The 13,713-nt window shown below is 69.9% G+C and carries 11 protein-coding genes; 8 read left to right on the top strand and 3 right to left on the bottom strand.

The features are described 5' to 3' along the window. Positions 1-133 precede the first annotated feature (133 nt). Positions 134-1,738: an ABC transporter substrate-binding protein gene (locus tag QOL88_RS07505; RefSeq protein ID WP_097215675.1), complete on the top strand. Its 1,605-nt coding sequence runs from the start codon at positions 134-136 to the stop codon at positions 1,736-1,738. Positions 1,739-1,846: 108 nt separating this feature from the next. Beyond that, positions 1,847-3,430, top strand: a complete 1,584-nt coding sequence (locus QOL88_RS07500) for an ABC transporter substrate-binding protein (protein ID WP_097215674.1) — start codon at positions 1,847-1,849, stop codon at positions 3,428-3,430. A gap of 69 nt (positions 3,431-3,499) precedes the next feature. On the opposite strand, the gene QOL88_RS07495 is transcribed toward QOL88_RS07500, so the two are convergent. Both QOL88_RS07495 and QOL88_RS07490 read right to left on the bottom strand, forming a co-directional pair. Then, complete coding sequence (locus tag QOL88_RS07495) at positions 3,500-4,171, bottom strand: response regulator (protein WP_097215673.1); 672 nt, start codon at positions 4,169-4,171, stop codon at positions 3,500-3,502. Positions 4,172-4,225: 54 nt separating this feature from the next. Continuing rightward, positions 4,226-5,251: a RecB family exonuclease gene (locus QOL88_RS07490; protein ID WP_257027608.1), complete on the bottom strand. Its 1,026-nt coding sequence runs from the start codon at positions 5,249-5,251 to the stop codon at positions 4,226-4,228. 187 nt (positions 5,252-5,438) lie between these two features. Here QOL88_RS07490 and QOL88_RS07485 point away from each other — a divergent pair, with 187 nt between their 5' ends. The 3 genes from QOL88_RS07485 (at position 5,439) to QOL88_RS07475 (ending at position 9,193) form a co-directional block, all read left to right on the top strand. Beyond that, positions 5,439-7,355, top strand: coding sequence for a site-2 protease family protein (locus QOL88_RS07485; RefSeq protein WP_097215671.1), 1,917 nt, complete (start codon positions 5,439-5,441; stop codon positions 7,353-7,355). A gap of 38 nt (positions 7,356-7,393) precedes the next feature. Then, entirely contained in the window at positions 7,394-8,296 is a 903-nt protein-coding gene (locus QOL88_RS07480) for a tRNA (adenine-N1)-methyltransferase (RefSeq protein ID WP_097215670.1), read from the top strand. Positions 8,297-8,614: 318 nt separating this feature from the next. Further along, positions 8,615-9,193, top strand: coding sequence for a hypothetical protein (locus QOL88_RS07475; RefSeq protein ID WP_097215669.1), 579 nt, complete (start codon positions 8,615-8,617; stop codon positions 9,191-9,193). A gap of 59 nt (positions 9,194-9,252) precedes the next feature. On the opposite strand, the gene QOL88_RS07470 is transcribed toward QOL88_RS07475, so the two are convergent. Next, positions 9,253-9,558 carry a ferredoxin gene (locus QOL88_RS07470; protein ID WP_031108683.1) on the bottom strand — a complete coding sequence of 102 codons (306 nt, stop codon included), beginning with the start codon at positions 9,556-9,558 and terminating at the stop codon, positions 9,253-9,255. Between the two features lie 245 nt (positions 9,559-9,803). On the opposite strand from QOL88_RS07470, the gene arc reads away from it, so the two are divergent. From arc to QOL88_RS07455, 3 genes are all read left to right on the top strand, one after another. After that, complete coding sequence (gene arc / locus QOL88_RS07465; protein WP_030848606.1) at positions 9,804-11,570, top strand: proteasome ATPase; 1,767 nt, start codon at positions 9,804-9,806, stop codon at positions 11,568-11,570. A 234-nt stretch (positions 11,571-11,804) separates the two neighbouring features. After that, complete coding sequence (gene dop / locus QOL88_RS07460) at positions 11,805-13,316, top strand: depupylase/deamidase Dop (RefSeq protein WP_349362265.1); 1,512 nt, start codon at positions 11,805-11,807, stop codon at positions 13,314-13,316. 178 nt (positions 13,317-13,494) lie between these two features. Continuing rightward, positions 13,495-13,713 (top strand): ubiquitin-like protein Pup, encoded by a 219-nt coding sequence (locus QOL88_RS07455; RefSeq protein ID WP_030848612.1) that lies wholly within the window; start codon positions 13,495-13,497, stop codon positions 13,711-13,713.

The following is a 13,713-nucleotide window of genomic DNA, read 5'->3' as shown; positions in this document are numbered from 1 at the left end:
ACTCCGGTGGCTGTGAACCCTCCTGCCGGCCCCGACTAATCTCGTCGCGAGAACATCGCCCCACCCCCGTGATCCGCTGCGCCACCCCTGCATGCCGGGTACACGGAGTCGACAGCTCTGGAGAAACTCGAGCATGAACCGCAAGACTTTGGTGCTGCCGGCCGTGATCGGCCTGCTCGCGCCGGTGCTCGCCGCCTGCGGCGGGTCCGACAGCGGGAGCGGCGACAGCGGCGCGATCGTCGTCGGCACCACGGACCGGTTCACCGCTTCGAAGGACGCCCCCGCGCCCCTCGATCCCGCCTACGCCTACGACGTCGGCACCTGGAACATCCTGCGCCAGACCGTGCAGACCCTGATGGTCCAGCCGCGCGGCGAGGGCGAGCCCGTACCGGAGGCCGCCGAGCGGTGCGGCTTCACCGACACCGGCAATGAGCGCTACGCCTGCACCCTGCGGGACGGCCTGACGTTCGCAGGCGGCAAAGCTGTCACGGCGGCCGACGTGAAGTACTCCATCGACCGCGCCCGGTCCCTCAAGGCCGACAGCGGCGTGTTCGCGCTGCTGTCCACCATCGACACCGTCGAGACACAGGGCGACCGCGAGGTCATCTTCCACCTGAAGACCGCCGACGCGACGTTCCCGTACAAGCTGTCGACCCCGGTCGCCGGCATCGTCGACCCCGACGACTACCCGAAGAACAAGCTGCGTGACGGCTTCGACCTGGAGGGCTCCGGCCCGTACACCCTCAAGGCCGACGTCGAGAACGGCGAGCTGGTCAAGGCCGAGTTCACCAAGAACCCCGACTACAAGGGGACCCTCAAGGTGAACAACGACAAGGTCGACATGGTCTCCTTCAAGGACGCCGACGCCATGGGCGAGGCGCTGGACAAGGGCGACATCGACCTGATGACCCGCGCCATGTCGCCGGATCAGATCCGCAAGCTCTCGGACGACGCGGACACCGATGTCGACCTCGTCGAGATGCCCGGCCTCGAGATCCGCTACCTGGGCTTCAACACCGACGCCCCGACGGTGAAGTCCAAGGCCGTGCGCCAGGCCATGGCCCAGATCGTCAACCGCAGCGAACTGATCTCCAAGGTCTACGGCTCCCAGGCCGAGCCGCTGTACTCGCTGGTTCCGGCCAGCGTCACCGGCCACTCCAACTCGTTCTTCAACAAGTACGGCGAGCCGAGCGTCACCAAGGCCCGTTCCCTGCTCAACCAGGCGAACATCACCACGCCCGTGAAGCTGACGCTGCACTACACCACCGACCACTACGGCCCGGCCACCAAGAAGGAGTTCGAGGTCCTGCGCGAGCAGCTGAACTCCAGCGGCCTGTTCGACGTCGACATCAAGGGCACCCCCTGGGACACGTTCCGCCCGGCCGAGAAGAAGGGCGAGTACGACGTCTACGGCATGGGCTGGTTCCCGGACTTCCCGGACGCCGACAACTTCCTCGCGCCGTTCCTCGACGCGGACAACACCCTCGGCTCGCCGTACGACAGCAGCCGGATCCGGGACACCCTGATCCCCGAATCCCGCCGTGAGGCGGACCGGCTCTCCGCCTCCTCCAGCCTGACGGACATTCAGGACATCGTCGCCGGCGATGTGCCGGTGCTGCCGCTGTGGCAGGGCAAGCAGTACGTCGCCGCTCGCGACGACGTCACGGGTACCGCCTACGCGCTCAACTCCGCCTCGACGCTCCAGCTGTGGGAGCTCGGGCGGGGCGTGAGCGGCTGACGCACCCGCTGGATCCCCGGGGCCTGTGACCGCGGCCCCCGGGGAGCCGTGCCCCGGAGCCAGGGACATGCTCCGGGAGTTCTCGAGAACCGACGACAAGGCACACACGTGAAGATTCGCAACCAGTGGCCGGTCCTGCCCATCGTGGCGGGCCTCGCCTCCGGACTGCTGACCGGCTGTGGCACGGAGAGTGGAGACTCCGCGGGGGACGGCTCCAACGTGGTGGTGGGGATGTCCGACGACGTCCTGGCCACGGACCCGGCCTCCGGCTACGACCCCGGCTCCTGGCTGTTGTTCAACAACGTCTTCCAGTCCCTGCTGAGCTTCCCCAAGGGCGCCACGGAACCGCAGCCCGAGGCGGCCGAGAGCTGCGCGTTCACCGACACGCAGACCACGGTCTACACGTGCACGCTGAAGGACGGCCTCAAGTTCAGCAACGGTGACGAGCTCACCTCCAAGGACGTCAAGTTCTCCTTCGACCGCATGCTGAAGATCAACGACCCCGACGGGCCCGCGATCATGTTCCCCATGCTGGACAAGGTCGAGACGCCCGACGCCAAGACGGTTGTCTTCCGCCTCAACACGGCCGACGCCACCTTCCCGAGCAAGATCGCCTCCGGCGCCGGCTCCATCGTCGACCACGACCAGTACGACGCGGACGGACTCCGCAAGGACGGCGAGGCCGTCGGCTCCGGCCCCTACCGGCTCGACTCGTTCGACGACGGCCAGGCGGTCTTCTCCGTCAACGAGAACTACAAGGGCACCGCCAAGGTGAACAACACCGGCGTGACGCTCAAGTTCTTCGACGGCGACCAGACGGCCCTCAAGCAGGCCATCCAGAACGGGGACGTCGACATCGCCTACCGCGGTCTCACCGCGGGCGACATCGCCGACACCGAGAAGGCCGACGACGACACCGGCGTCGAGGTCGTCGAGGGCAGCAGCGCCGAGGTCCAGCACCTGGTGTTCAACATGGACGACCCGGTCGCCGGCAAGCTCGGCGTCCGCAAGGCCATCGCCCACCTGCTCGACCGCGAAGCCCTCATCAAGGACGTCTACCAGGGCACCGCGACCCCGCTGTACTCGATCATCCCGGCCGGGATCGCGGGCCACAACACCGCCTTCTTCGACACCTACGGCGCCCGCCCGTCCAAGGCGAAGGCCCAGGCCGCGCTGCGCGAGGACGGCATCACCGGCAAGGTGAAGCTGACCCTCTGGTCGACCCCGTCCCGCTACGGCCCCGCGACCGACCAGGAGCTGAACGCCATCGCCGGCCAGCTCAACGCCAGCGGCCTGTTCGACGCCGACGTCAAGTCCGTCTCCTTCGGCCGGTACGAGAAGGACATCGCCGCCGGCAAGTACGGCGTCTACGTGAAGGGCTGGGTGCCGGACTACCCGGACGCCGACAACTTCACGGCCCCCTTCTTCGGCAAGGGCAACGTGCTGGGCAACAACTACGACAACGGCACGATCACCGGTTCGCTCGTCCCGCGCACCGCCGCTCTGACCAACCGGGCCGCCACGGACAAGGAGTTCGGGGAGCTGCAGGACATCGTCGCCGACGAACTCCCCGTCCTGCCGGTGTGGCAGGCCAAGCAGTACGCGGTCGTCCGCGAAGGCGTCTACGGCCTGGAGTACTGCCTCGACGCGTCGACGGTCTTCCGCTTCTGGGAGCTCAGCAAGGACGCCTGACGCACCGATCTGAAGAAGGGCGCCTCCCGCTCGGCGGGGGGCGCCCTCTCACATGCCGGCTCGCGGCCGCTACTGCGCGCCGGGGCGCACCAGTCCGCTCTCGTACGCGTACACCGCCGCCTGGACGCGGTCGCGCAGCCCCAGCTTGGTCAGTACATGCCCCACGTGCGTCTTGACGGTGGTCTCGCTGACGAACAGGTCGGCGGCGATCTCCGCGTTGGACAGCCCCCGCGCCACCAGCTTCAGCACCTCGACCTCGCGGTCGGTGAGCGTGTGCAGCGTGTCCGGCACCGGCTCCTCACCGGAGGGCAGATGCGTGGCGTACTTGTCGAGCAGCCGGCGCGTGATGCTCGGCGCGAGCATCGCCTCGCCCGAGGCCACGACCCGGATCGCCTGCACCAGCTCGTTGGCCGGCGCGTCCTTCAGCAGGAACCCGCTGGCGCCGGCGCGCAGCGCCTCCACCACGTACTCGTCGAGATCGAAGGTGGTCAGGACCAGCACCTTCGCCGGGCCGTCCCGCCCCGGCCCGGTGATCTGCCGGGTCGCCTCCACACCGTCCATCCGCGGCATACGGATGTCCATCAGAACCACATCGGGCTGAAGCGCACGCACCTGGTCGAGTGCCTGCAGTCCGTCACCGGCCTCCCCGACGACCGCGATGTCCTGCTCGGCCTCCAGGATCATCCGGAAGCCGGTACGGAGCAGCGGCTGGTCGTCGACCAGTAGGACGCGGATGGCCACGTAAGTCTCCTTCGCTCGTCCGGCCCCATTCTGCCCTGCGCGGGCCTGCCCGACTCAGCCGCCCTCGCCCGGCGCCGGCCGCACCGGCAGCTCCGCCGCGCGCACCGGCAGCGGATAGGGCGGGGGAGTACCGCCGAACTCCGGACAGTGGGCCTGGTGGTCGCACCAGCCGCACAGCTTCGTGGGGCGCGGCCGCCAGTCGCCCGTCTCGGTGGCCAGCCGGATCGCCTCCCACAGCGCCAGCAACTTGCGCTCGACCCGCTCCAGGTCGGCGAGGACCGGGTCGTACGTCAGGACCTGGCCGCTGCCGAGGTAGACCAGCTGGAGCCGCCGGGGGATCACGTTCTTCAGCCGCCACACCACCAGGGCGTAGAACTTCATCTGGAACAGGGCGCCCTCGGAGTACTCGGGCCGGGGCGCCTTTCCCGTCTTGTAGTCGACGATCCGGACCTCGCCCGTGGGAGCCACGTCGACCCGGTCGATGATGCCGCGCAGCCGCAGCCCGGACTCCAGCTCGGTCTCGACGAACAGCTCCCGCTCGGCCGGCTCCAGACGGCTGGGGTCCTCCAGGGAGAACCAGCGCTCCACGAGCTGCTCCGCCTCACCCAGCCAGCGCGCCAGCCGCTCGCCCTGCGGATCGTCGGCGAACAGCTCCACGACCTCCGGCCGCGTCTCGCGCAGCCGGTCCCACTGTCCGGGGATCAGCGACTTCGCCCGGGGCGGCGTGCGCTCGGCGGCCGGGGCGTCGAAGAGCCGCTCCAGGACCGCGTGCACCAGCGTGCCCCTGGTCGCCGCCTCGCTCGGCTTCTCCGGCAGCCGGTCGATGACCCGGAAGCGGTAGAGCAGCGGGCACTGCATGAAGTCACTCGCTCGCGAGGGGGACAGCGAGGCGGGCGCTATGGCGGTGGTCCCGGTCACGAGGTCGCTCACGGCGGCGGTCTCGGCCGCCGCCTCCGCCACCGTCCGCGCGTCCGCCGCCGTCTCCACTGCCGTCTCCACGGGCCCGGCCGGGCCCGGCGGTTCTTCCGCCGCGGCCCGGCTGCTGTCGGGCCGCGGCGCGCCCTCGGTGCTCGTCTCCATGCCCCAGACCATACGGCCCGCCACTGACAGTGACCCAGCCGTGTTCCGTGGGGGAAGCCGGGAGAGGAGGTCGACGTACGGGAAACACAGGGGTGCCGGGGCGGAACGCACCTCGACGGACGCATACCATCGACTCGAGACCTCCCGTCCGGCAGGCACGGGAGACGCTTCGATCGAGGGGACACCGGTGGACGAGAGCGGCGGGCGCGGGCGGCCGCGGTCCGGCAACGACGAGTCGGCCGAGCGCCACGCGGGGCCCGCGGCCCGGGCCGCCGAGCCGACCCCCACCGACGAACAGCCCACGGACGAGCGCCCCTTCACCCCTGAACAGCCCACCCCCGCCCCGGAGCCGCCCGGCCCGGCCACGCCCGCGGACACGCCGGTGACCCCCTCGGACGCCGCGCGGGACGACTCGGCGGCGGACGGCCCGGCGCCGGGTGACGAAACGCCCGCCGAGCCCGCCGCGAACCGTCTTCCGCAGGGCGACACGCACCCCGACCGCGCCGACGCCGAGACCCCGCACACGGCCCCCGCCGACGCCGCCGTGTCGCAGCCGGCACCCGCCGGAGGCGACCGCGACGGCGGTGACGCGCCGCAGGGCGACACCCACCCCGACCGCGCCGACGCCGAGACCCCGCACACGGCCCCCGCCGACGCCGCCGTATCGCAGCCGGCACCCGCCCGAGGCGACCGCGAGGGCGGTGACGCGCCGGACGGCGACACGCACCCCGACCGCGCCTACGCCAGCGGCCCGCACTCGGCACCCGTCTCCGGCCGGCCCGAGGCGGACCGTCTGCACAAGGCACACGCCCCGGCCCCCGGCTCCGGTGACCAGAACCGCCCGCAGCAGCCCTCGGCCCCGGCCCCGGGCACCGGCCATCCGAACCACCCCCAGGGCGACCGCCACCTCGCCCACTCCGCCGACGGCAAGGGCCCCGCCCCCCAGCGGCCGGAGCCCCGGGGCGGCCTGCTCATGGGCCGGCCCTTCGGCGTGCCGGTGTACGTCGCCCCGAGCTGGTTCCTCGTCGCCGCGCTGATCACCTGGGTGTTCGGCGGCCAGCTGGAGCGAGTGCTGCCCGAGCTCGGCGCCGCCCGCTACCTGGTCTCCCTCTTCTTCGCGGTCGCCTTCTACGCCTCCGTGCTCGTCCACGAACTGGCGCACACCGTCGCCGCCCTCCGCTTCAAGCTCCCGGTCCGCCGCATCCAGCTCCAGTTCTTCGGCGGCGTCTCCGAGATCGAGAAGGAGGCCGAGACCCCCGGCCGGGAGTTCGTGCTGGCCTTCGTCGGGCCCCTGCTCTCCCTCGTCCTCGCCGGCGTCTTCTACGCCGCCGCGCAGACCGTGGAACCCGGCACCGTCCCGGGCGTCCTGCTCGCGGGCCTGATGATCTCCAACCTCATCGTGGCCGCGTTCAACCTCCTGCCCGGCCTGCCCCTCGACGGCGGCCGCATGCTCCGCGCCGTCGTCTGGAAGATCACCGGCAAGCCGATGAAGGGCACCATCGCCGCCGCCTGGGTCGGCCGCGCCCTCGCCATCTCCGTGCTCATCGGACTGCCCCTGCTGACCCAGTCCGGCGCACTCGGCACCGACGCCGTCGACAACGTGGGCATGGACACCGTCCTCGACGCGCTGCTCGCCGCCATCCTCGCCGCGATCATCTGGACCGGCGCCGGCAACAGCCTGCGCATGGCCCGCCTGCGCGAGCACCTGCCCGAGCTGCGCGCCCGCGCACTCACCCGCCGCGCGGTACCCGTCGAATCGGACACCCCGCTCTCCGAGGCGCTGCGCCGCGCCAACACCGCCGGGGCCCGCGCCCTGGTCGTCGTCGACCCCGACGGCAAGCCCCTCTCCCTCGTCCGCGAGGCCGCCATCGTCGGCGTGCCCGAACACCGCCGTCCCTGGGTCGCCGTCAGCGGTCTCGCCCAGGACCTCACCGACGGCATGCGCGTCTCGGCGGAGCTCTCCGGCGAGGAACTCCTGGACGCCCTGCGAGCCACCCCGGCCACCGAATACCTCGTGGTGGAGGAGACCGGCGAGATCTACGGCGTCCTGTCGGCGGCCGACGTGGAGCGCGCCTTCGTGAAAGCGATGGCGAGGCCCTCCTAGTGGTCGGTGGCCCTCTCCGGGGCCGGTAGGCTGGTCACATGTCCGAACCGACCGGTGCCGCCCGCAGGCGCGGGCCCTTCAAGGTCGGGGACCAGGTTCAGCTGACCGACCCCAAGGGCCGCCACTACACGTTCACGCTCGAGGCCGGGAAGAACTTCCACACCCACAAGGGTTCCTTCCCCCACGACGAGCTGATCGGCGCTCCCGAGGGCAGCGTTGTCCGCACCACGGGGAACGTCGCCTACCTCGCGCTGCGCCCCCTGCTCCCCGACTACGTCCTGTCCATGCCCCGCGGCGCCGCCGTGGTCTACCCCAAGGACGCGGGGCAGATCCTGGCCTTCGCCGACATCTTCCCCGGCGCCCGCGTCGTGGAAGCGGGCGTCGGCTCCGGCTCGCTCAGCAGCTTCCTGCTGCGGGCCATCGGCGACCAGGGCATGCTGCACAGCTACGAGCGCCGCGCCGACTTCGCAGAGATCGCCCAGGGGAACGTCGAGCGCTACTTCGGCGGCCCGCACCCCGCCTGGCAGCTCACCGTCGGCGACCTCCAGGACAACCTGTCCGACGCCGACGTCGACCGCGTCATCCTCGACATGCTGGCTCCCTGGGAGTGCCTGGAGGCCGTCTCCAAGGCGCTCGTCCCCGGCGGCATCCTGTGCTGCTACGTGGCGACCACCACCCAGCTCGCCCGGACCGTCGAGTCCATCCGCGAGATCGGCTGCTTCAACGAGCCGAGCGCCTGGGAATCGATGATCCGCAACTGGCACATCGAGGGCCTGGCCGTCCGCCCGGACCACCGGATGATCGGCCACACCGGCTTTCTGCTCACCGCGCGCCGCCTCGCCGACGGCGTCGAGCCGCCCATGCGCCGCCGCCGCCCCGCCAAGGGCGCCTACGGCGAGGACTACGCAGGTCCCAACGCCGACGGCGGCGCCGGCCGCTGAGGCGGCCCGTCACCGCGTCCAACGCACCGGCGCCGTGCCGGAGTTCCCGGATACCTATCGGAACTCCGCCACGGCGCCTTTCCGTTGCCGCCCCGGGTGAACCCTCACCCGACGCCGTTGACCTGCCGCGCGGACCGCACGGGGCCACGGCGCGGTGAGCGGGAGCCGGGCCCGCACAGGCCCGCTGACGCAGCGGCAGGAACCGCAACCCCTCAGACTTCCCCGGCGCAGGACGTGCACACCCCGCCGTTCCCTCGCGGTGTGACGTGTGGCACCATGCTGGCCACCCCACCGGCACAGCCTCAGGAGACCCTCCTAGTGCAGTCTTCCGCCGTCCCGGAGCTCGCCCACACCCACACCCGTCCCATCCACTGGCTCGCCACCGCGACCGCCGTCGCGGGCGTCGTCGCCTTCTCCTCGGTCCTGCAGCCCGGCGCGGCGACGGCGGCCCAGCCGGCCGCTCCCGAGACCAAGCGCGCTCCGGCGCACATGACTCCGCCCGACCCGGCCGCGGTGACGTTCCCGATCGAGTGCGGCCCGGTGAAGGCCGTCGTGCAGAAGCGGGGCTCCGGCGACCTCGACGGCGACGGCAGGCCCGAGACGGTGGCCGTGGTCCACTGCGACTCGCCGATGGGCACCCCGCCGGACGGCGTGTACGTCCTGACGCGCGACGCCGACGGGGGCAAACCCCGCGTCGTGGCCACCCTGCTCGACCCCAAGGACGGCACCACCGTCAGCGACTTCGCCGTTCGCCACGGCGCCGTCACGGCCACGCTCCTCGGCTACTCGTCGGCCGACGTGCCGCGTTGCTGCCCCGACGAGAAGACCGACGCGAAATGGCGTTGGCAGGGCGGCTCGTTCGTCCGCTCGACCCCGGCCGGGGCTCGCAGCGTGTGAGGCGCATGCGACGGCGCGTGTGAGATATCAGACAGCGGTGACGGAACGTAGAGAAGTAGTCACTCTGCGTCCGGTCCGTAGACCTCGGTCCTGTCCGAAACCCGTCGCACGTGGATGCAGTCGCCCGGACACTCCTTCGCGGAGTCGATCACGTCCGTGAGGAGTGGCAGCGGAACGGGCGTTGTCGCGCCCTTGTCCTGGAGCAACTCGTCGTCGGCACTCTTCACATAGGCCAGACCGTCGATGTCCAGCTCGAACACCTCGGGCGCGTACTGCGCGCAGATGCCGTCGCCGGTACACAGGTCCTGGTCGATCCAGACCTCCAGCGCCTCGCCGTCGACCCCGGCCACCTGCTGCACGCTCATCTCTCCTGCCGTTTCTCCGCCGAGCCGTATCGGGAATCCGGCCAGCTCTGGCGGGTGTTGAACAGTTCGACCCTACCTCCGGCTGGGTTCCAATCATGTTCGCTGGGTATTCCCCTGGCGTGAGGGAGAGCGCAAGGGTGAAGATCGGACACACCCCGACCGTCTTTGTGATCTAGGGGTTTCAATCGACACCCGCCCAGGTAGGGTCTGGAAGCGTCCAGCTCCCCTTGGAGGAGGTGAGGACCGTGGCAGCCCACGACGACGACATGAACCGCGGCATCCGCCCGGGACGCGGGTCCGACGACCCGGCCGGGCAGATTGCTTACCTTGAGCAGGAGATCGCCGTCCTGCGGCGCAAGCTCGCCGACTCTCCGCGACACACGAGGATTCTCGAAGAGCGGATCGTCGAGCTGCAGACCAACCTGGCCGGCGTGTCCGCGCAGAACGAACGACTCGCCAACACGCTCCGTGAGGCCCGTGACCAGATCGTGGCCCTCAAGGAGGAAGTCGACCGGCTCGCGCAGCCGCCGGCCGGCTTCGGGGTCTTCCTGACGGCGAACGAGGACGGCACCGCCGACATCTTCACCGGCGGCCGCAAGCTCAGGGTGAACGTCAGCCCCAGCGTCGAGCTCGAGGAGCTCCGGCGCGGCCAGGAAGTAATGCTCAACGAAGCGCTCAACGTGGTCGAGGCCATGGAGTACGAGCGCGTCGGTGACATCGTCACCCTCAAGGAGATCCTCGAGGACGGCGAGCGGGCCCTCGTGCTCGGGCACACCGACGAGGAGCGGGTGGTACGGCTCGCCGAGCCGCTGCTGGACGTGAACATCCGGCCCGGTGACGCCCTGCTGCTCGAACCCCGCTCGGGCTACGTCTACGAGATCGTTCCGAAGAGCGAGGTCGAGGAACTCGTCCTCGAAGAGGTCCCCGACATCGGCTACGAGCAGATCGGTGGTCTCGGCGGCCAGATCGAGGCCATCCGGGACGCCGTCGAGCTCCCCTACCTCTACCCGGACCTGTTCAAGGAGCACGAACTGCGGCCGCCGAAGGGCGTCCTGCTGTACGGGCCCCCCGGATGCGGCAAGACGCTCATCGCCAAGGCCGTGGCCAACTCACTGGCCAAGAAGGTCGCCGAGGTGACCGGCCAGGCCGCCGGCAAGAGCTTCTTCCTCAACATCAAGGGCCCCGAGCTCCTGAACAAGTACGTCGGTGAGACGGAGCGGCAGATCCGCCTCGTCTTCCAGCGGGCCCGCGAGAAGGCCAGCGAGGGCACCCCCGTCATCGTCTTCTTCGACGAGATGGAGTCCCTCTTCCGCACCCGTGGCTCCGGTGTCAGCTCGGACGTGGAGAACACCATCGTCCCGCAGCTGCTCGCCGAGATCGACGGTGTGGAGGGCCTGCAGAACGTGGTCGTGATCGGCGCCTCCAACCGTGAGGACATGATCGACCCCGCCATCCTGCGGCCCGGCCGGCTCGACGTGAAGATCAAGATCGAGCGTCCGGACGCCGAGGCGGCCAAGGACATCTTCGGCAAGTACCTCACCGAGCGCCTCCCGCTGCACGGCGACGACCTCGCCGAACACAGCGGCTCCAAGGCCACCACGGTCCAGAGCATGATCCAGACGGCTGTCGAACACATGTACGCCGAGTCCGAGGAAAACCGCTTCCTGGAGGTCACCTACGCCAACGGTGACAAGGAAGTCCTCTACTTCAAGGACTTCAACTCCGGCGCCATGATCGAGAACATCGTCGGCCGCGCCAAGAAGATGGCGATCAAGGACTTCCTCGAGAAGAACCAGAAGGGCCTCCGCGTCTCCCACCTCCTCCAGGCCTGCGTGGACGAGTTCAAGGAGAACGAGGACCTGCCGAACACCACCAACCCCGACGACTGGGCCCGGATCTCCGGAAAGAAGGGCGAACGGATCGTGTACATCCGTACGCTCATCACCGGAAAGCAGGGCGCGGACACCGGACGCTCCATCGACACGGTGGCGAACACCGGTCAGTACCTGTAAAAGGCAGGGCGGCTGCGGGTGCCCTCGGCGGGTACCCGCAGCCGACTGCTTTTCAGGCCACGGCTGGAGCAACGCAATGACGCAAATGATCTCCCCACCAGCGCAAAGGCGTTCTAGGCTCTTCCATACCGCCGAGTCGCGCAGTGCGGGGACGGGCACCGCACACGCAACCGAGCGCCAGCGGTATCTGAGTGGCGCCCACGACCGAGGGTGCCGCCGGGCAAGGAGGGCCGCATGACCGTACGGCGAGTAATGGGCATCGAGACGGAGTACGGGATCTCCGTCCCCGGCCACCCCAACGCCAATGCCATGCTCACCTCGTCCCAGATCGTGAACGCCTACGCGGCGGCGATGCACCGGGCCCGCCGGGCCCGCTGGGACTTCGAGGAGGAGAACCCGCTGCGGGACGCGCGAGGCTTCGACCTCGCCCGCGAGGCCGCGGACTCCAGCCAGCTCACCGATGAGGACATCGGCCTCGCCAACGTGATCCTCACCAACGGTGCACGGCTCTACGTCGACCACGCACACCCCGAGTACAGCTCCCCCGAGGTGACCAATCCCCGGGACGCCGTCCTCTGGGACAAAGCCGGCGAGCGGATCATGGCAGAGGCCGCGGAACGGGCCGCTCAGCTGCCCGGTGCCCAGCCGATCCACCTGTACAAGAACAACACCGACAACAAGGGCGCGTCCTACGGCACCCACGAGAACTACCTGATGAAGCGGGAAACCCCCTTCTCGGACATCGTGCGCCACCTGACGCCGTTCTTCGTCTCCCGCCAGGTCTTCGCCGGAGCCGGCCGCGTCGGCATCGGCCAGGACGGGCACGAGCACGGCTTCCAGCTCAGCCAGCGGGCCGACTACTTCGAGGTCGAGGTCGGCCTCGAGACGACGCTCAAGCGCCCGATCATCAACACCCGCGACGAGCCGCACGCGGACGCCGAGAAGCACCGGCGCCTCCATGTGATCATCGGCGACGCGAACCTGTCGGAGATCTCGACCTACCTCAAGCTCGGCACGACCGCGCTGGTGCTGTCGATGATCGAGGACGGTTTCATCGCCGTCGACCTGGCCGTCGACCAGCCCGTCCGCACGCTCCACCAGGTCTCGCACGACCCGTCACTGAAGCGCCTGGTCACACTCCGCAGCGGCCGCACGCTCACGGCGGTCCAGTTGCAGATGGAGTACTACGAGCTGGCGCGCAAGTACGTGGAGGAGCGGTTCGGCGCCGACGCCGACGACCAGACCAAGGACGTCCTGTCCCGCTGGGAGGACACCCTCACCCGTCTGGAGCACGACCCGATGAGTCTGGCCGGGGAGCTGGACTGGGTCGCCAAGCGGGAGCTCATGGAGGGCTACCGGCGCCGGGACAACCTCGACTGGGACGCGGCGCGACTGCACCTGGTCGACCTCCAGTACGCGGACGTACGGCCCGAGAAGGGTCTGTACAACCGTCTGGTGGCCCGCGGGCGCATGAAGCGGCTGCTGACCGACGCGGACGTGGAGCGGGCCCGTACGGCGCCGCCGGAGGACACTCGGGCGTACTTCCGAGGCCGCTGCCTGGAGCAGTACGCGGACGACGTCGCGGCGGCCTCCTGGGACTCGGTGATCTTCGACCTGCCGGGCCGGGATTCGCTGCAGCGGGTCCCAACCCTGGAACCGCTTCGCGGAACGCGTAATCACGTCAAGGAGCTCCTGGACCGCTGCCGCACCGCGGAAGACCTGGTCAGGGTCCTGTCGGGCGGGTGAACGCGCTGAGCGGGTACTCGTCGGGAACCGGCCGGACAGGGTGGAAAAGCCCTGGTCCGGGAATCATCGAGGTGGCCCCCGTACGTTGGAGCAACTGCGGGGCCATTGTCAGACCCGGCGAGTAGGGTCTGATCTTGACCGAGCAACTGTGTCGGGCGAACCGAGCGGGGTGAGGGATATGGCGACCAAGGACACCGGCGGCGGACAGCAGAAGGCCACCCGGTCCACCGAGGAGGTCGAGGAGCAGGCGCAGGACGCGCAGGGCTCCGAGGACCTCAAGGAGCGTCAGGAGAAGCTGAGCGACGACGTGGACTCGGTCCTGGACGAAATCGATGATGTGCTCGAAGAAAATGCCGAGGACTTCGTGCGCTCCTTCGTTCAGAAGGGTGGAGAGTGA

This window comes from Streptomyces sp. Ag82_O1-12 (assembly GCF_900182715.1).
GTDB lineage: Bacteria > Actinomycetota > Actinomycetes > Streptomycetales > Streptomycetaceae > Streptomyces > Streptomyces massasporeus.
The sequence above is the reverse complement of the archived record's forward strand: the minus strand, read 5'-3'. Positions and strand labels throughout refer to the sequence as shown.